Origin of the sequence: Desulfosporosinus meridiei DSM 13257 (assembly GCF_000231385.2) — a bacterium.
In the GTDB taxonomy this organism is placed as follows: Bacteria; Bacillota; Desulfitobacteriia; order Desulfitobacteriales; family Desulfitobacteriaceae; genus Desulfosporosinus; species Desulfosporosinus meridiei.
In genome coordinates this window covers 2,740,707-2,757,771 of the sequence record NC_018515.1, presented here as the reverse complement: position 1 = coordinate 2,757,771, position 17,065 = coordinate 2,740,707, and the positions used below count along the sequence as shown (strand labels likewise).

General features: G+C 39.2%; 20 protein-coding genes and 1 other RNA gene. 16 read left to right on the top strand and 5 right to left on the bottom strand.

Features of this window, described 5'->3' with window-relative positions; all coding sequences use genetic code 11:
- The first annotated feature begins 87 nt into the window (after positions 1–87).
- Positions 88–879: a prolipoprotein diacylglyceryl transferase gene (gene lgt, locus DESMER_RS12615; protein WP_014903444.1), complete on the top strand. Its 792-nt coding sequence runs from the start codon at positions 88–90 to the stop codon at positions 877–879.
- Positions 880–906: 27 nt separating this feature from the next.
- Here lgt and DESMER_RS12610 read toward each other — a convergent pair whose 3' ends face one another.
- Entirely contained in the window at positions 907–1,341 is a 435-nt protein-coding gene (locus DESMER_RS12610; protein WP_014903443.1) for a formylmethanofuran dehydrogenase subunit E family protein, read from the bottom strand.
- 203 nt (positions 1,342–1,544) lie between these two features.
- Positions 1,545–1,916, bottom strand: coding sequence for a TIGR04086 family membrane protein (locus DESMER_RS12605; RefSeq protein ID WP_014903442.1), 372 nt, complete (start codon positions 1,914–1,916; stop codon positions 1,545–1,547).
- A 147-nt stretch (positions 1,917–2,063) separates the two neighbouring features.
- On the opposite strand from DESMER_RS12605, the gene panB reads away from it, so the two are divergent.
- From panB to DESMER_RS12590, 4 genes are all read left to right on the top strand, one after another.
- A complete protein-coding gene (panB, locus tag DESMER_RS12600; protein ID WP_014903441.1) occupies positions 2,064–2,897 on the top strand; it encodes a 3-methyl-2-oxobutanoate hydroxymethyltransferase in 834 nt (277 codons plus the stop codon).
- A gap of 215 nt (positions 2,898–3,112) precedes the next feature.
- Entirely contained in the window at positions 3,113–3,568 is a 456-nt protein-coding gene (locus DESMER_RS12595; protein ID WP_014903440.1) for a catalase family protein, read from the top strand.
- Positions 3,569–3,619: 51 nt separating this feature from the next.
- Positions 3,620–3,801, top strand: a non-coding RNA gene (gene ssrS, locus DESMER_RS23045) — 6S RNA.
- A 95-nt stretch (positions 3,802–3,896) separates the two neighbouring features.
- Positions 3,897–4,517 carry a histidine phosphatase family protein gene (locus tag DESMER_RS12590; protein WP_014903439.1) on the top strand — a complete coding sequence of 207 codons (621 nt, stop codon included), beginning with the start codon at positions 3,897–3,899 and terminating at the stop codon, positions 4,515–4,517.
- Between the two features lie 73 nt (positions 4,518–4,590).
- On the opposite strand, the gene DESMER_RS12585 is transcribed toward DESMER_RS12590, so the two are convergent.
- Positions 4,591–5,613, bottom strand: a complete 1,023-nt coding sequence (locus DESMER_RS12585) for a phospholipase D-like domain-containing protein (RefSeq protein ID WP_014903438.1) — start codon at positions 5,611–5,613, stop codon at positions 4,591–4,593.
- A 140-nt stretch (positions 5,614–5,753) separates the two neighbouring features.
- Between DESMER_RS12585 and DESMER_RS12580 the strand changes: the two genes are divergently transcribed.
- The 10 genes from DESMER_RS12580 to surE all read left to right on the top strand — a co-directional run bounded on the left by DESMER_RS12580 (position 5,754) and on the right by surE (position 14,687).
- Positions 5,754–8,060 (top strand): M28 family metallopeptidase, encoded by a 2,307-nt coding sequence (locus DESMER_RS12580; protein ID WP_014903437.1) that lies wholly within the window; start codon positions 5,754–5,756, stop codon positions 8,058–8,060.
- Between the two features lie 65 nt (positions 8,061–8,125).
- Positions 8,126–8,365, top strand: coding sequence for a YkuS family protein (locus DESMER_RS12575; RefSeq protein WP_014903436.1), 240 nt, complete (start codon positions 8,126–8,128; stop codon positions 8,363–8,365).
- Positions 8,366–8,588: 223 nt separating this feature from the next.
- Positions 8,589–9,866, top strand: coding sequence for a class I SAM-dependent rRNA methyltransferase (locus tag DESMER_RS12570; protein WP_014903435.1), 1,278 nt, complete (start codon positions 8,589–8,591; stop codon positions 9,864–9,866).
- Positions 9,867–9,930: 64 nt separating this feature from the next.
- A complete protein-coding gene (locus tag DESMER_RS12565) occupies positions 9,931–10,380 on the top strand; it encodes a Fur family transcriptional regulator (protein ID WP_014903434.1) in 450 nt (149 codons plus the stop codon).
- Positions 10,381–10,607: 227 nt separating this feature from the next.
- Complete coding sequence (locus DESMER_RS12560) at positions 10,608–11,774, top strand: tetratricopeptide repeat protein (protein ID WP_014903433.1); 1,167 nt, start codon at positions 10,608–10,610, stop codon at positions 11,772–11,774.
- 184 nt (positions 11,775–11,958) lie between these two features.
- Positions 11,959–12,336, top strand: a complete 378-nt coding sequence (queD, locus tag DESMER_RS12555) for a 6-carboxytetrahydropterin synthase QueD (protein ID WP_014903432.1) — start codon at positions 11,959–11,961, stop codon at positions 12,334–12,336.
- 35 nt (positions 12,337–12,371) lie between these two features.
- Positions 12,372–13,103 carry a 7-carboxy-7-deazaguanine synthase QueE gene (locus tag DESMER_RS12550; RefSeq protein ID WP_014903431.1) on the top strand — a complete coding sequence of 244 codons (732 nt, stop codon included), beginning with the start codon at positions 12,372–12,374 and terminating at the stop codon, positions 13,101–13,103.
- A 36-nt stretch (positions 13,104–13,139) separates the two neighbouring features.
- Positions 13,140–13,712 (top strand): GTP cyclohydrolase I FolE, encoded by a 573-nt coding sequence (folE, locus tag DESMER_RS12545; protein WP_014903430.1) that lies wholly within the window; start codon positions 13,140–13,142, stop codon positions 13,710–13,712.
- A 17-nt stretch (positions 13,713–13,729) separates the two neighbouring features.
- On the top strand, positions 13,730–13,921 hold the full coding sequence (locus tag DESMER_RS12540) for a YpmA family protein (protein ID WP_014903429.1): 192 nt from the start codon (positions 13,730–13,732) through the stop codon (positions 13,919–13,921).
- Between the two features lie 13 nt (positions 13,922–13,934).
- Positions 13,935–14,687 (top strand): 5'/3'-nucleotidase SurE, encoded by a 753-nt coding sequence (gene surE / locus DESMER_RS12535; RefSeq protein ID WP_014903428.1) that lies wholly within the window; start codon positions 13,935–13,937, stop codon positions 14,685–14,687.
- 101 nt (positions 14,688–14,788) lie between these two features.
- Here the strand turns inward: surE and DESMER_RS12530 are convergent, their stop codons facing one another.
- A complete protein-coding gene (locus DESMER_RS12530; RefSeq protein ID WP_014903427.1) occupies positions 14,789–15,013 on the bottom strand; it encodes an alpha/beta-type small acid-soluble spore protein in 225 nt (74 codons plus the stop codon).
- Between the two features lie 117 nt (positions 15,014–15,130).
- Between DESMER_RS12530 and DESMER_RS12525 the strand changes: the two genes are divergently transcribed.
- On the top strand, positions 15,131–15,394 hold the full coding sequence (locus tag DESMER_RS12525) for a hypothetical protein (RefSeq protein WP_014903426.1): 264 nt from the start codon (positions 15,131–15,133) through the stop codon (positions 15,392–15,394).
- A 5-nt stretch (positions 15,395–15,399) separates the two neighbouring features.
- On the opposite strand, the gene DESMER_RS12520 is transcribed toward DESMER_RS12525, so the two are convergent.
- The gene (locus DESMER_RS12520; RefSeq protein WP_014903425.1) at positions 15,400–16,944 is read right to left on the bottom strand and encodes a putative polysaccharide biosynthesis protein; all 1,545 of its coding nucleotides are present in this window, start codon (positions 16,942–16,944) and stop codon (positions 15,400–15,402) included.
- Positions 16,945–17,065: the final 121 nt, after the last annotated feature.

The following is a 17,065-nucleotide window of genomic DNA, read 5'->3' as shown; positions in this document are numbered from 1 at the left end:
AAGCGCAGAAGATGAACCTTCAGAACTAAACCCCCACTTTTTACCTGGGGTAGGATCTTCTTTTGAATTAAATATAGGGAGGAAGTCATGCATCAGTATTGGTTTTTTATTGGTGATTTTCCTATTCGGGCCTATGGGACAATTTTTGCTTTAGCGTTCATCATTGGGGTAGGGCTTACGCTATACTTTGCCAAAGCGGATGGACGGCCGGAATTAATAGACACATTTATGGATTTAGCGCCGATCTTACTTTTATCCGGTATTTTGGGGGCCCGCTTCTGGCAAGTGTTTTTTTTCGACTGGGGATATTATAGTAAATATCCCAGCGAAATCATCGCTATCTGGCATGGAGGGCTCTCTATTCAGGGTGGCGTTGCTGGAGCGTTATTAGCTGGTGCAATCTATGTTTGGCGTAAGAAACTATCCTTCTGGGAATTAGCAGATATTGCTGCACCGGGACTTATATTGGCTCAATCAGTTGGCCGAAATGCCAATCTTATGAATGGAGACGCTTTTGGAGGGCCAACGGGCGGAGATTTTGGGATTCTTTATCCCATCGGCACGATTGCACGAAATACCTTCGGAGACCAACCCCTCTGGCCTGCGGAAGTGTGGGAAGGGCAAGTTGACGTCATTATTTTTGCCTTGCTTGTTATATTGAAGCTAAGAAAGTGGCCTTCAGGTATGATATTCTTGTTATATATGGTTTTGTATAACCTTTCAAGATTCTTTTTGGAAAGTTTGAGGGGAGATAGTCCAAGGTTTTTGTTTAACTGGACAGCCGCTCAATGGAGTAGTATGGCGGCTGTATTTATTGCGCTACTCCTGTTAGCTTGGAGAATATGGAAGGATAAGAAACTGGAAGTCACTAAGGACTAATGACTAATTCTATTAATTAATTTAGGGTTAGGCTTTGTGTTTTATTTCGCAGAACAATGCCTCTTCAGCCCCAAGAATTACCTTTATCGCTTCTATTGTCTTAGCCTGGCGTTCACGTTTGCCTAATGATACTGCAGATTCAGTTATTATTTCAATAATTTTTGGAGTTACGGTGATTTGTAACTTTTCAGCATTGTCCTTAGTCTGAAAAACATAGCTGTGAATATTCTGTTCTTCAACAAAGAGAGAGTTTCGCCCGTAGGTTGCTCGGTTTATAATTTGAAAAGCATCAAGTGCACAGGAATGAATATAGGCAGTAACTTTAATCATTGGATCGAATATCTCAGAAACTCCTAATTCTCGATTAGCAATTTGGGCTACTCTATAGCCTAAAGCTATTTCGGTACAGGTATGTCCATGGAATTCTATTACTTGTTCCCAAGGTGTTTTTTCGATGCACATGGCTTTTCCTCCTAAACAAACAATTCTTAATTAACATAGTAATTGTATATCCTTGAGAGTAAAATGAAAAGTTAGTAGAGAAATTGTTCTAGGTATCTGGCAGGAATTTTTGAATATAAGTAGAAAAATATAAACAATAGAGAAGAGGGAAATCTCACTATGAGATTTCCCTCTTCTCGCAAGACCAGGTTTTGCATAATAAACTACGATTGAGGGAACAGAACTCCAATAATTCCACCAATCCCACCTGAGAGAAGTGCCACAATAGCCTTCTCAGCTATTTTGAGCCATACTGGGGTATCAGACCAGAAAACGGAGGAAATGATCAATACCAAAAGAATGAATCCTACTCCAACAGATATTCCGTAGTACAAACCCCTAGTGCCTGATTGGTAGGCTGTAATAAAGGCTGAAATAAAGACGCTTGCCCCAAAGATAATGTTGATTATCAAATTGGATTCCGGAAGAGATGTGAAGGAAAGTAGAATACCAAAAATGAGAGAGAATACCATTGCTAAAATCGAGGCTACAAGAATACCTTTTAAAACTAAGCTGATTTGAAAGGATTTTGACATGGGCTTTTATCCCTCCTTTTGTATAGCTAGACAGAAGCAAGGCCTGATTATTGAAAGCTATTTAATAACTACCTATGCCGGAGTCATGCAGGGTATGACTGAAAATTAATATTAAATCAAATTTATAAATATAGGGAGGTAAGCACTATGAGAAAAACCATTCCGGATTTTGAAAAAATGAAAGAAATCGGTGAGAAAATTAGTATGTTGACAGCCTATGATTATCCTTCAGCGCAGTTGGTTGAAGAAGCGGCTGTCGATATAATTCTTGTGGGTGATTCTTTAGGGATGGTTGTTTTAGGATATGAGTCGACTGTTCCAGTCACTATGGAAGAAATGCTGCATCATACTAAAGCAGTTCGCAGGGGAGCTCCACAGACCTTTATCGTTGCTGATATGCCTTTTATGAGCTACGCCACGGTAGATCTAGCGATTCTAAATGCTGGACGTCTAATAAAAGAAGGCGGTGCTGATGCTGTTAAGCTAGAGGGAGGAGTAGATATCGAACCAATCGTTAAAACTCTTACTCGTGCTGGAATTCCAGTTGTTGGACATATTGGTTTGACCCCTCAGACAGCCACACAGCTTGGCGGATTTAAAGTTCAAGGTCGTGACCTGGAAAGTGCAACCCGGCTAGTCAAAGATGGTTCGGCAATAGAGCGGGCAGGTGCTTTTATGATTGTACTTGAAGCGATACCAAGGCAAGTTGCTGCACAAATCTCCCAAGAGTTAAAAATACCGACTATAGGTATTGGTGCCGGTGCAGAATGTGATGGACAAGTTCTTGTCTTTCATGATATTTTAGGGCTTTTTAAACGGTTTACCCCTAAATTTGTAAAAAAATATGCGGAACTAAGAGCTGCAAGTGTACTAGCAATAAAGCAATACGGAGAAGAAGTAAAGTCAAACCTATTTCCCTCAGATGAGCATACCTTTGGATTGTCTGACGAGGTAATCCAAAAACTTTATGGTGATAAATAATTGTTTCGGATAGATATTGAAATTATTAATCTGGCTACTTTCTAATTTGTAATTGTACAAGTGGAAGTAGGTAGAGTGATTAATAAATATTATAGTTAATAGTTTGATTAAAATTAAATATTAACAATATTCAGTATAGCTTTTTTCCATAAATTTGATATAATAAAAATGATTTTTAAGTTGTGTTACTCTCGTTATGGAAGGATGGACTTGCATTGAGATTAAAAGAAAAAACTCATCGAAAATTTGTCGAATTTTTCGAGAAGATTTCTAGTATGTATCAAGGAAAGGAATTTGAATTAGCATATTCTGATATTCAACGAGAAACTGGAGCGGCAAGTGTAACTTTAAAGCGAGCTATTCAGGCTTTGGCTGAAGACGGAGTGATTGAAGTTCAGTCGGGACGAAATTCAAGATACGCTCGTTTTCGCTATTTATTAGCAACCCAAGATATTGAGGAAAATCCACCGAGCACTGCACCAATAGTATCAGAAGATATCAGCGAAGAAATTCCTCGGCATGGAGGAGCACTCGAATCTATGACGGAGGAAGTAGGTGAATTATCGTTACTGGTAGATCATCTGAAGCGTCGAGTTCGTAATCAAGAGATGGCCATTGCCTTACTTCAAGATCGACTAGCTGAAGTTGAAGACAAAATACGTAAACGTTAATTTCCAAGGATTTGCTAGGGATTTTTTTGCACAGTAGTGTTATAATATGTACATATCCTAGCTGGTGCGTATAGACTACCATGGTTTTGATCCTATTATGTGACAAGGGAGCTAAATGCCGGATAATTACAACAAGCCCTCTTTGAGGAAGGGAAGTTGGAAAGTTCGAACTAAGTACCCACCTGCGAGAGCAGGGTCAGAAACCTGGAGTCTTACGGCAAGTTGGGGGAAGGGTAGGGAAATAATCCCTGCCCTTTTCATATCAGATTGAAGACTGACTTATTTTGTCAGGAGATTTTATACTGGAAGCTTATAAGGGGTTGTAGTTATGACAAGGATAATTCTAACGCGACATGGACAAACCTTATGGAACATAGAAGGACGAGTTCAAGGCAGCTTAGATTCTCCCCTAACTGAAAAAGGAATACTTCAAGCGAGATCTTTGGCTCTGAGGTTAAAGGACGAGGGAATTAATCATATTTATACAAGTGATTCTCTTCGTGCAATTAACACTGCTGAAGAGATTCGGAAGGGAATTGGACTTAAAAAAATATTATCGGATCCAGCTTTGCGCGAGTTTTCCTTTGGGGATTGGGAAGGTTGCATTTGGCAAGAGTTAAGGGATAGGAATCCTGATATCTTTAAAATATGGGACTCAGAGCCACATCTGGTAACAACACCTGGCGGAGAGAACATGGAGCTTGTGACAGATAGAGCCTGGAATTATTTACAGCAGATTATTCAAATACATCAAGGCCAAACTGTATGTCTGGTGACCCATGGACTAACCCTAAAGCTTATAGTGACCAAAGCAATGGGTTTTGGAATTCATGAATGGGCTAAAACTCCTTGGCAGCATAATACTGCACTTAATATCTTAGAAGTTGAAGGAGATCAATGGATCCCCTTAGTTATTGGAGATTGTCAACATTTAGATGGTTTAGAGTAGATAAGTTACATAACTTAAAAATCTAAGGGCAGGCGCCGAAGCGTCTGCCCTTAGATTTTTAGTCCTAATATTTCTATTCGGAGCTTTTTTCCCAATCCATATTAAACATAGTGACTAGTTTGTTAGTGGCGACCGGGGAAGGAACGGTAATAGAAAATTCATGGTTAGCAAGAAAGGAATAACGTGTCCAACCAGAACTGCTTAACACAAATGCAGTGCTATCAAATAGTGCTAAGTTTAGCCCTAGCTGACTTTGACTTGGGTAATAACGTATTTTAACTCCGCTCAATGACAATTCCTCCAGAGTGACTGGGGTTTTAGTAGTCAATGAACGATCAAGAATAAGACGAACGTCACATCCTTTAGCTGCGGCGTCTATCAATGCTTGCTTCAGGTCTGGCTCCGTAACTTCAGTAGTCTCGATCCAAATGGATTCTGTGCTGGAAGAAATATGATCAAGAAGTTGCTGCCGGACGTTAGCATTGGTTGCTAAGATAATATTATCTTCTGGAAGTGAGGATGTTTTTGAGACATCTAAGGGTAAGGTTGTAGTGAACGCCCAATCTTTTGAAAACAGTGTGGCCGCTTTCCAGGCAGATCTTCCATTTAATTCAACCGCCAGATCGTGTGCTTGAAAGCCTTCAGCAGTCCAGGTAGGGCCGTAGATGAGAGCTCGCGTATGGTCAATAATGAGGTATTTTGTATGATTAATCTGTCCTTTTTGGGCTGGGTAAAACTGAACTGAGACATTTTGGCTTTTCAATTGATCCAAGGTAGTTCGATTGGCCTTTTGCCACTGATCTAAAAGAATACGTACATCGACACCAGAACTTGACTTAGCTATGAGCAGTTGGATGAGATTTGGGTCGTCAAAAACTGCCTGCTCTACATAGATTGATGATTGAGCCGATTCGATAAGTCTAACTGTCTGATTATAAATGGAGTCTTTGTCAATAAATAACGCTTCAGCTGGCAGGTCGGATATTGCTATTTCTTCAGGGAAAAGGTCAGGTACTTTGATTGTACATCCGCTTATAAATAGAATGTTGAAGGTTAGTAGAAGGAAAATCGAAATGATGGAATTCCTCTTTGGCATGCGCATACTTCTCCCTGGAAAATATTATGACCTCATTATACCATAGACCTCTTATCGGATAAAACCATTGTAGGCATAACCGTAAGAAGTTTTTCATAAGAATTGGCAAAGTGAGTTTAAAGTTCGAAGGGGCATGAACTATGAAAAAATCCAGATTTATAATAATTATCTTAATACTGGCGTTAGGATTATCTGCTTTTTCGTGGTCGGCTTCTTCAAAAACTGATTCCATTTCGGTTCTAAAGGATTCAATACCTGGGTTTTCAGCAGATAATGCGTATGAACATACAAAGCATCTAGTACAAAAAATTGGACCACGACCAGCAGGTAGCAAGTCAGAATTAAAAGCCGCTCAATATATTGATTATGTTCTAAGGCAAAATGGATGGAAGGTGCGCGAGCAGCCTTTCAGTAAAATCGTTGTACGAGAAGCTTCTGTGCTGCAAAGGGAACAACAAGTTGAACTGATTAGCAGTCAGAATATTATCGCTGAACTGCCAGGAAAACGGCCCGATACAATCATTGTCGGGGCACATTATGACTCGGCTACTGTAAATGCTCCCGGTGCAGTGGACAATGGTTCAGGTGTTGGCGTTTTATTGGAACTTGCCAGGGTGCTTAGTCAAGAGTCCCACGAAGAAACCTATCAACTTGTCTTCTTCGGAGCTGAAGAGTATGGTCTTGTTGGTTCACAGTTTTATACATCTCAATCAGACTTATCCGCGGTTCGTTGGATGCTTAACATAGATATGGTTGGAAGTCCTCTGGAAATTGATGTTGCCGGTAAAAAATCGACCCCACCGGATTTAATCAAGCAAGTAGTAGCCTTGGCAGGCGAATGCGATATTCCTTTTCATCTTAGTCGAGATTCGATAATCATGACTCGTGAGAGTTCCCAAGGGGGAACAAGTGATTACAGTCCGTTTTTAGATCAAAACATTCCTGCAGTTGGTCTAGGTATCTATGGTAGACCAGAAGGGTATTTTCATCGACCGGAAGATCGTCTTGATCAAGTATCCTTGGAGGAATTCCAGAAAGTCGGAGACTTCAGCTATCGGTTATTGACTACAGTGGGGATGGACACTATAGGGCCCCATGAATGGGATGAATTCTATCTGCCGTTTCAGTTAGGAAAATATGTTATTATTGTCCCCTCCTATGGAATACGAATTATTACAATCTTAACATTCTTGTTAACGGTATTAATGTTGATTAAAATTTATAAGAATCATAAAAGGCAAGAGAATGCTTGGCAAAAAGTATTGGCGATAATAGGAGTTACTCTAGTACTTAGTGTTATTGTGGTTATTACAAGCGGAATTGGTGAGGTGCTGTGGGGACTAGTTAAAGAGGTGAAACTTCTATATATTGCCTATCCTTTGATCTTTGTAATAGCTCGACTGGGTATTGCTCTGGCGGTTTTTCTGCTAATTGCTGGTTACTTACATAAACTGCCTATTGTTCGAGATCCCCTGCTATACTGGGTTATTGGGGTGAGCTTACTTTTAGGGATTAGTTTGATCCTAGCACTTACACGTATTGACTTAGCATTTCCTTTTGTATTTTGGTTATTGTGTATGAACCTTCAGTTTTTATTACCCAACATTATCTTAGTATTAATAGGCCCATATTTCCTTATTTCAATGCATTGGGAGCTTTTGAATTCCCACCAATGGATCAGCTTTTATCAAGCAATTCATAATTATATTTTGGTTTTTTTAGTAATTTACAGTGTTCTGCTGGTTCCTTTCTTTCTGTCCCTGTTCCACATTGGGATTCCCAAGCGAAGTCTTTTTAAAAAGATTTTATTCGCAGTCCGTAAGCCTTCTTTAGGTACCATTATTTTATTAATCTTAGCCCTTGGAATGGTTCCTGCTTACACAAAATCTTATCCACAGGTAGTTGCTGTTCAGGAGGAATGGTCAGGACAGAGCGAGGGAAAGGTACATGTATATTCAGATGATCCCTTACCTGCAAAAGTAATTCAAGATCTCGGTGGTCAGGAATCCAAAAGTATTTATGTGCCTATACTCAATGAAAAGCCGCCAATCAATATGGAGGCTGAAATGGTCGAAACAACTAAAAATAGCCAAAGAATTCTGGATATCACTTTGAGGTTAAACTATTCCCGGGAACCGTACTTAACTCGTATTAGACTGGAAAGCGATCAACCCTTTGAAGTACTAACAGATGAGTTCTTGCCAATGTCTAAGCTTCCGAGGAAACTGGAACTAAAAGGGATTCAACACATCAGTGGTAAGTACTCAATTGTTTTACAGAGAACGCCTCCACAGAGAAATCACATTCATTTGACCATCGCAACCCAGGGGGTAATAAGTTGCTCAGTAGAAGCAATGTTTTCCGACCCATCTCCGAGAATACAGATCCAACACGAATTATTATCAATAGATTACCAGATATGGTTCAAAGAAAAGTATGATTTTTAAGAATTGCTATGAATAGGTAAATTCTATTTGGGAATTATAAAGATAATTTGGAGGAGGGTGAGAAAATGTATTCAACGATTGCTGTTGAAGAGGGTCTTGGAAATGTTATTCAGGCTCTTCATAATGCTGGTTTTAAAACAACTCCTTTAGAAGGCCAGCCCTTTAAGAATGTTAGGGCTGCTGTGGTTAAGGGAGATGGAACGGATATTTTGGCCAGTGAATGGTCTGAAAAAATGCCTGTGATTAATGCTTCAGGCAGAAGCGCCGATGAAATTGTCGATCTTCTTCGAGATCGTCTCTCATAGTTCTTGATCAATTTCCCCTGCGTTATTTCTTGATTATTTATAGCGCATCGGCACTGGCTCACTTCTCACATTCAATATCGGTATCCGTATCGCGGATGGTATTAGAATTCTGGGTTAAAATGAAAGAAAAGAAAGCAAAGGCTTTCTTTTCTTTCGTTTTCGAGGTATATTTTGAAGTATGCCAATGTCATATTATAGGGTAGATTGAAAGTGAGGGAGTATATTGTCGGTTCCGAAGGCTTATCTTAAAAAAAATCGCAAAAGGCGGCTTGAACATGGTCATCCTTGGGTTTTCCCTGGTGAAATTGAAAAGATAGAAGGGGATCCAAAAGGTGGGGATGTTGTACATATTGTAAATCATGTAGGACATTTTTTGGCAAAGGGGTTCTATAATCCACGATCACAACTTATTATTCGAGTTGTTAGTTACTCGGTGGAGCAAGAAATAGATCAGGAAATGTTTCATCATAAGATTGAGCAAGCATGGAAGCGGCGACAGTGGTTGGTTCCGGAAGCAAAATCATGTAGAGTTGTTCATGGCGAAGCTGATTTTTTGCCTGGGTTAATTATTGATAAATATGATGATATTCTGGTAGTACAAATACTTTCCTTAGGGATAGAGATCCGGCGGCAATGGGTCTATGACGCCTTAACGAAGATCTTTAAGCCACGCGGAATTTATGAACGAAGTGATGTCCCAGTTAGGAAACTCGAGGGTCTTGAATTACGGGAAGGTTTTGTTAATGAGCCGTTTGATACTAAGGCAACAGTTATAGAAAATGGAATAAAGATTTCAGTAGATGTCGCCGAAGGACAAAAAACTGGATATTTCTTCGATCAGAGGGAAAATAGAGCGGCTTTAAAACCTCTGATTAAGGGATGGGGAGTTAAAAACGGTATAGAACTTAACGAAGAAGGTCTTCCGGTAGATCAGAATGGGAAAGTAATCAAAAATCCCTTTTGGGATGGTGCTGAGGTATTAGATTGTTTTTCTCATACCGGCTCATTTATGTTACATTCCTGTCTCTATGGAGCAAAAAAAGTGACCTGTGTGGATATTTCGGACAAGGCCATTGAAATGGCAAGAGGGAATGCTTTACTTAACGGATTCTTACATCGAACGGAATTCATTGCTGCCAATGCCTTTGATTATTTACGAGAACAGGTAAATGCGAAAAGAAAATGGGATATTGTAATCTTAGACCCACCTGCTTTTGCCAAAAACCGTCAATCAATTGAAGGGGCAGTACGAGGATATAAAGAAATAAATCTCCAAGGAATGAAATTAGTACGAAACCAAGGGATTTTGATAACAGCATCCTGTTCATATCATTTGAGTTCGGCTAGATTTTTTACTATGCTCCAAGAGGCTGCAGCAGATGCCCATAAAGTTTTACGACTTGTAGAATTCAAACGTGCGGGTTTAGATCATCCAGTATTACTGGGCAGCGAAGAAACAGATTATCTAAAATTTGCAATCTTTGAGGTGTTTAACCGATAATTTGCAAGAAAATCCCTTGCAAAGGATTTTTATTACCATATAATAGGTATGAGGAGGGCTGGGAATGGAGGAAGTAAAAACTTTCGAAAGCATTTGCAATTTGTTACGCAACCGCTCCTATAAGTTAACCCCTCAGCGTCAAACAATTTTACAGACATTTCTAGAACACGTTGATAGACATTTGAGTGCTGAAGAGGTATACATGTTAGTAAAAACCCAAAATCCTGAGATTGGACTAGCAACTGTTTATCGCACCTTAGACATATTAGCGGAAATAGGAATTCTGCTGAAAAATGATTTCGGCGATGGGCGAAGTAGGTATGAGTTTAGCCGGAAAGATGAACATCATCATCACCACCATCTGATTTGCTTGGGTTGTGGAAATGTATCGGAATTCGATGATGATTTATTGGAGTCACTGGAAGCTGTGATTATTAAGCGTAACCAATTTAAGATCTTGGACCATGATTTAAAGTTTTATGGATATTGTAATGAATGTGGAGAGGGGCATTAAAGGCTCCTCTCATTTTTTTATATTAAGAGAAGGTTATGCAATATATTAAAGAACATAAGTTAGAATCCTCAGAAAGTGACGAGTATGCTAATTAAAGGAAGATGATAAGGCGAATTACCGCGTATTTGATTGGCATTTGACGTTCGATTCTTGTTCTAAATTAAAGGGGAAAACAATGTGAAAGGAGAAGATAAATATGGAAAAATAAGTAAAAAGGAGAGAAAACTATGGCTCTACCTATAGCCTCTAATAACAAGCAACAAAGGCCCTCTCTTCAAAATTCATATTTGTGGAATTTTCTCCAAGCGAGATGGCATCATCGCTTAGGGAAAACTGATGATGCAATTCAGAAGTGGGTGGATCTATTAAATCGAGAATCTTCTAAACCACGGTTAAAAGAAGTAGGTTATTTAATTGAGATCCAAGCACTACAAGAGGCTAGAGAATACTTAGAACAACTGGTAATTAACTCTGATGAAGAATTAGCAGAAATTAATTATCTTCTCGCAAAGTGCTATATCGGACAAGCTTTACTGCCCCAGGCCAAAGAAAAGATTGAGCAAGCAATTAAGGTAAAACCGCAGATTGCTAAGTATTGGGATTTGCTTGCTGATTGTAATCTAGAGCTGGGAGATTGGCGCGATGCCATTAAAGCCCTGGATAATTCAATGAGGGCCGCCCCTCAAAACGCAGAAACAAATTATCGATTAGGAATGATTTATGCTTTTCATGAAGAGTATCATGAAGCTTTAAGATGCTTTCAAGGGTGTTGTCAACTTCGCCCCCGAGAATTCTTGTATTGGGAAATGAAGGCTGAAATGCATTTGCTTTTAGAACAACTGAAAGATGCCTGCGGTAGTTACGAGAAGGCACTTCGCTATGGAGGGACCCCTGATTTAGCCGCAAGATTAGCCTATTGTTACATTCAAGATGGTGAGATCAAAAAAGGGATTCAGTACTATAAATATACTTTGAAATATGAACCGGATCATTATGACAGTTTAAGTAATTTAGCAGCTGTTTATCAAAATCTTGGACGTTCCCAAGAAGCATTAGTATTGTTGGAGCGGGCTAAAAATATTTACCCGAAGGATCCGATTTTGCTTAATAATCTTGCTTTTACATTGGTTCATCAGGGTCGTACTCGGAAAGCTGCTGAGTATTATCGAGAGGCATTAGAGCTGACACCTGACCATCCTTTGATTCTCTACAATTTAAGTGTTTGCCTTACTCGAAAAGGAAATTGGCAAGAAAGTATTGAACTGATCAATAAATTACTAAAAATTGATCCTAACCATTCCGCGGGTTGGGCCCTGCTGGGTAATATTTATGACCAAATTGATCAGTCCGATGTTGCAATTGATTGCTTTAATAAGGCTTTAAAACTTGCCTAAAAGAGATGGTGTAAAGTTCCTCTTTTAAGCAGAGATAGAACACTCACTGGATAAGTGGGTGTTCTATCTACTTTCTCAGTGGAAGCATTAAATAATAGTAAAGGATTGATTTTTTGATATTTCATTTTCTTTTGTCAATAATAATGGTAAAATAAAATATAATTTGTCTAATAAGGAGTGCTAAATGTTTCAGGTATGTGTTCGGGCTCACTTTGATGCAGCTCATTATATTCGAGATTATGACGGGGATTGTTCTAACTTACATGGTCATCGTTGGGATATTGAGGTTTGTGTATCAGGTGAAAAGTTAGACCATTTAGGGATGCTAATTGATTTCAAAGACATTAAACAAGCAATACGAAGTGAAGTAAAATTACTTGATCATTGTTTATTAAACGACTTAACTCCCTTTGGTGCTAGTGGAGTTAATCCAACTGCCGAGAACCTGGCTCGTTACTTGTATTTAGAATTCAAGGAGGCCTTGTCACTTCAGGAGAAGCGCTTAGCTTGGGTTAAAGTATTTGAGTCTCCCGATACCTGGGCCATTTATGAAGAAGATTAAAATGTTGTTCAGTGGTAAGAGAGGTTTGTTTGTAAATGATAATGTTGCCAGTAACCGAGGTGTTCTCTTCAATACAAGGGGAGGGCCCTTATGTCGGAGTTAGACAAATTTTTCTTCGCTTGCCGGGCTGTAACCTAAGGTGTCCTTACTGTGATACAGTAACCCAAACCCTCCAAGAATTTCGTCTGGAAAGAGACCCGGGCTCGGGGAAGTTTAGTGTTTTTAAAAATCCAATTTCCGTTAATACGCTATCACAGTTGCTTCAGAATTATAATTTTTCTCTTCATCATTCCATCAGTGTAACGGGTGGTGAGCCTCTTTTGTGGGCTAGTGAATTGCGTGAGTTATTACCTTTTTTAAAAGAGAAAGGTATCAAGATATACCTTGAAACCAACGGGACTTTGCCTGAGCAACTCCTACAAGTTATGCCTTGGGTTGATATAATAAGTATGGATATCAAGCTGCCATCTAATGATGATAATTTATGGGATATTCATAAATCCTTTTTACGCTTAAGTCTTCAAAAAGAGGTCTTTGTTAAAATCGTTGTTCAAGAAGATACTAAGCTTGTAGATCTTGAGTACGCTCGAGACCTAATTGCGGAGGTTGATCCGTTAATCCAAACAATTTTACAGCCTGTAACAGCAACACGTGGAATAGTAACTCCAAAACCCTATCAACTTCTAAGCTGGCAAAGTTTTTTTCTTCAAAAACTAAGAAATGTGAGGGTTATTCCTCAAACGCATGTTTTCATGGGACAACTATAGTGAAAAACGATCACATAGAGAAAAGGAGAAAAAAGTATGGGGATGGATTTAGATAAGATTGAGCAAGCTGTTCAAATGATCCTAGAAGCCATAGGAGAAGATCCTGATCGGGAAGGGCTTAAGGATACACCGAAGCGTGTAGCGAGAATGTATGCAGAAGTTTTTAGTGGATTACATGAAGATCCAAGTTACCATTTAAATGTGCAGTTTTCTGAAGAACATGAAGAGATGGTAATTGTCAAGGATATACCTGTTTATTCAATGTGTGAACATCATTTAGTACCATTCTATGGCAAGGCTCATGTAGCTTATATCCCGAGAAAAGGAAAAATTACAGGATTGTCAAAGTTCGCCCGGGTGGTTGAAGGATTTGCCCGCAGGCCGCAATTGCAAGAGCGATTGACTTCAGACATTGCAGACGCAATTGTGGCTAAACTCTCTCCACTAGGTGTTTTAGTAGTCATTGAGGCTGAACATATGTGTATGACTATGAGAGGAGTAAAGAAAGCAGGATCGCAAACCTTAACCTCTGCTGTGCGAGGAATATTTAAGACAAACCCGATCACGAGATCAGAAGCATTTTCATTAATTCAGGGACACAGATGCTAAGAAAGAGGTAATTTTGGGTGAATGACAATATAAACCCGTCTGACCGTCAAGGCAAAATTGAACTGATTGCCTCACAACGCTTGGGGGTCAATGGGGAGCTCTATAAAGTAGTAGATTTTCTTAATAAAAACCTTAAAGGATATCGTTTAATGTTTGGCTTAACAAAGAAAGAAGATAAAATGGTTATTTCTGTTTATGAAGTTGAGTGACCGGGAGGACCATATGCATATATTACTGACTAATGATGATGGATATCATGCGGATGGTATTCAATCATTGTATCGCAAACTACGCGCCCATACTGAGCATGAAATCTCTATCGTTGCTCCTGAAGGTCAGCGTTCGGCTACAGGACACTCCATAACCTTGTTTCATCCCTTATTTATAACGGAATACGATCTTGAGAGTAATGAAAAAGGGTATGCAATTAGTGGAACACCTTCTGATTGTGTTAAGCTTGCTATTCAGGGTGGGATTATTCCTAAGCCAGATCTGTTGATCTCAGGTATCAACCAAGGATCAAATTTAGGCACGGATATCTTTTATTCTGGAACAGTATCGGCAGCTATGGAAGGGGTAATTTTGGGAGTTCCATCATTTGCAGTTTCTGTAGCAAGCTTTGAGTTCGTAGATTTTGAACCATCTGCTATCTATATCGCCCAACACTTAGATTCCCTAATTCAGAGTAATGGGGCAGGTTTAATGAATATAAATTTTCCCGGTAAACCCTCGTCTGAGTGGCAGGGCTTAAAAGTAACCAGGCTGGGAAAAACTGTCTATGATAATGTCTTTGAACGCAGGATCGATCCTCGAGGAAGAGCTTATTATTGGCAGTGTGGGGAAAGAATAAGAGATCTTGAAGAGGATACTGATCTAAGAGCTATTCAAGATAACTATATTTCTATCACCCCAATGCATAGCGATTTGACAGATTTTAAGAGTCTTGAGTCTTGGGAAAAATTATTTGCCCATTAACTCTTTCCTCTTCAAAAGGGTATAATAAAGGAGTACAGATCTTCTTCTGTACTCCTTTAAGCATTACAGCTTCATTATTTAATTCTGTTATAAAATATATTTTAAGGATTATTATTGAGAGATTCTTTAGCTCTCCGAATCATAGTTTTGACCATGCTTCCGCCAATTCTGCCACCTACATGTCCACACTCTCGTGAAGTCATATTTTCCCATCCTTGACTTTTTATTTTATTGCTTAAACCTAATTCTTCGGCAACTTCCCATTTAAATTGATCTAAGACTGCTTCCGGTAAAATTCCGCTGCTTTTATTATTTCTACGACTCATATATTTTCACATCTCCTCTCAAATCTTAACTCGATATTAGTATTAACAGATGTTGAGAAGTTTATTGTACATAAATAATGGTTACACAATTCGTTTTTTCTAATGGAGGAAGCTTTAATGATAATTGGAACATTTATTTTCTACTTTGTGCTGTTTATAATCATTTTTTCCTATCCGGGACTCAAACAGAAGGATAACTGTCATTCTAAATCGGTTCTTAAACTATTAGCTATACCTGCTCTATTAGGACTTGGTATGGTGTTTTTAACGGTCATCAAAGTATACTTTATTTATAAGATCTTTGCCTTATTAGCCCTTTTGGTAATATTTGTTTTAACATATTGGCAATGGGGGACTCAAATCAGTCGTTGGTGGAAGTGAAATATCTAGAGAGGTAGATATTTCCCTATCCAGGGAAGTCGCCTTAGATCGTTAAAGGAAACTCCGCCATTAAAGAGCAAAATTATACCATAGACCACTATTCCAACCAAAAATTCCAAAGGATATCCTATTAGATTCCCCCTGAAAAATGGATCTAAGAATTGAAATACAAGGAGCATTCCTACTCCTGCAAAAATCGGTTGGAGAACAAAACGTTGAAGGTCTAAAGGCATGCCCGTATATCTTGAAATAGCCAAAAGATTAAGAACGGCCATAATAAAGTAACCAAGTACATAAGTCCAAGCCGTCCCGCGCAAGCCCCATTGGGGAAGACCAGTAAGGTAGATTAATGCCGGGATGCGAATAATCGCTGCAACGATGGAATGGATGACAGGGAGCTGAACCTTTCCTAATCCTTGGAGAATTCCCGTTGTGGTTTGTTGTATATAGGAGCATATACCACCTAAGGCTAAGATCTGTAGAATTGGCGCTATCTCTGAACTTTTAAAAAACGAAGTAAGGGGATGTGAAAAATAAAACAGGATAATTAGACAAGGGATGCCAATAAGGATTGTCAAGCGAATAGCTTCGGCGCTGCGGGCGCGCACAACATTGAGCTGGCGTCTTGTTGCTGCTTCTGAGATGGCCGGTACTAGTGAGGTTGCCAAGGCAAAGGTAAAAACACTCGGAAAGGTCAATAATGTAAAGGCTGATCCACCAAGCTGACCGAATAAGGTTACTGCTTCACGGGCAGAATATCCGGCTGCTTGAAGTCTGAGAGGAATAATAATCGCGTCTAGGGAAGATAAGCCTGTAGCAAGCAATCGACCAAGGGTTACTGGGTAAGCTAATTTCCAGAGGCTTTTTAATATTTGGCGAGATGAATAGGTTGACGATGAATTATCCTGCGAAACTTTTGATTTAGATCGTTGATATTGAAAAACAATTGAAAGCAATCCGACTAATTCGCCGGCAAGCATCCCTAATGCTAAGCCTGCTGCTGCCCACTCAACACTATTTTGTAATAGTCGCAGTGACGCTGTATAACCAATAGCTACGCGAATAATTTGCTCGAAAATCTGGCTCACAGCTGTTGGAACCATGTTCTGTAAGCCTTGAAAGTAGCCCCGAAAGACTGATGAAATAGAGACAACAAAAATCGCGGGAGTACAGATGAGAAAAGCATTAATTACTCTTGGATCAGAAAATATTCTTGTAGCAAGATAAGGAGAAAGGAAATAAAGAATAATTGAAACAATAGCCCCAGAAAAACTAAGCAGCATAAGTGATAATCGTAAAATGGATTGAGCGTTGGAGAGATGACCGAGGGATACTTCCTCAGAAATCATTTTGGCAATTGCTAAAGGAATACCTGCAGTAGTAATAACAAGAGCAAGCATGTAAATAGGAAAAACCATATTAAATAAACCATAGGCTTCCCCACCAATATTAGTCATTATCAAATATTGGTAAGCGAAGCCCAACAGGCGGTTAATTATGTTGGCTCCTAAAAGAATAGCAGCTCCGTAGACAAAAGTCCTTCTCGCCATATGACCCTCCCAAATCTGAGATATATATATGAATATGCTTAGAGAAAAAAAGAAATGCTTAGGTTTTTTTTTAGAGAGCCTCTCCGAAGCAAAGGAATTTAGCATATTATGAAGAAAATGT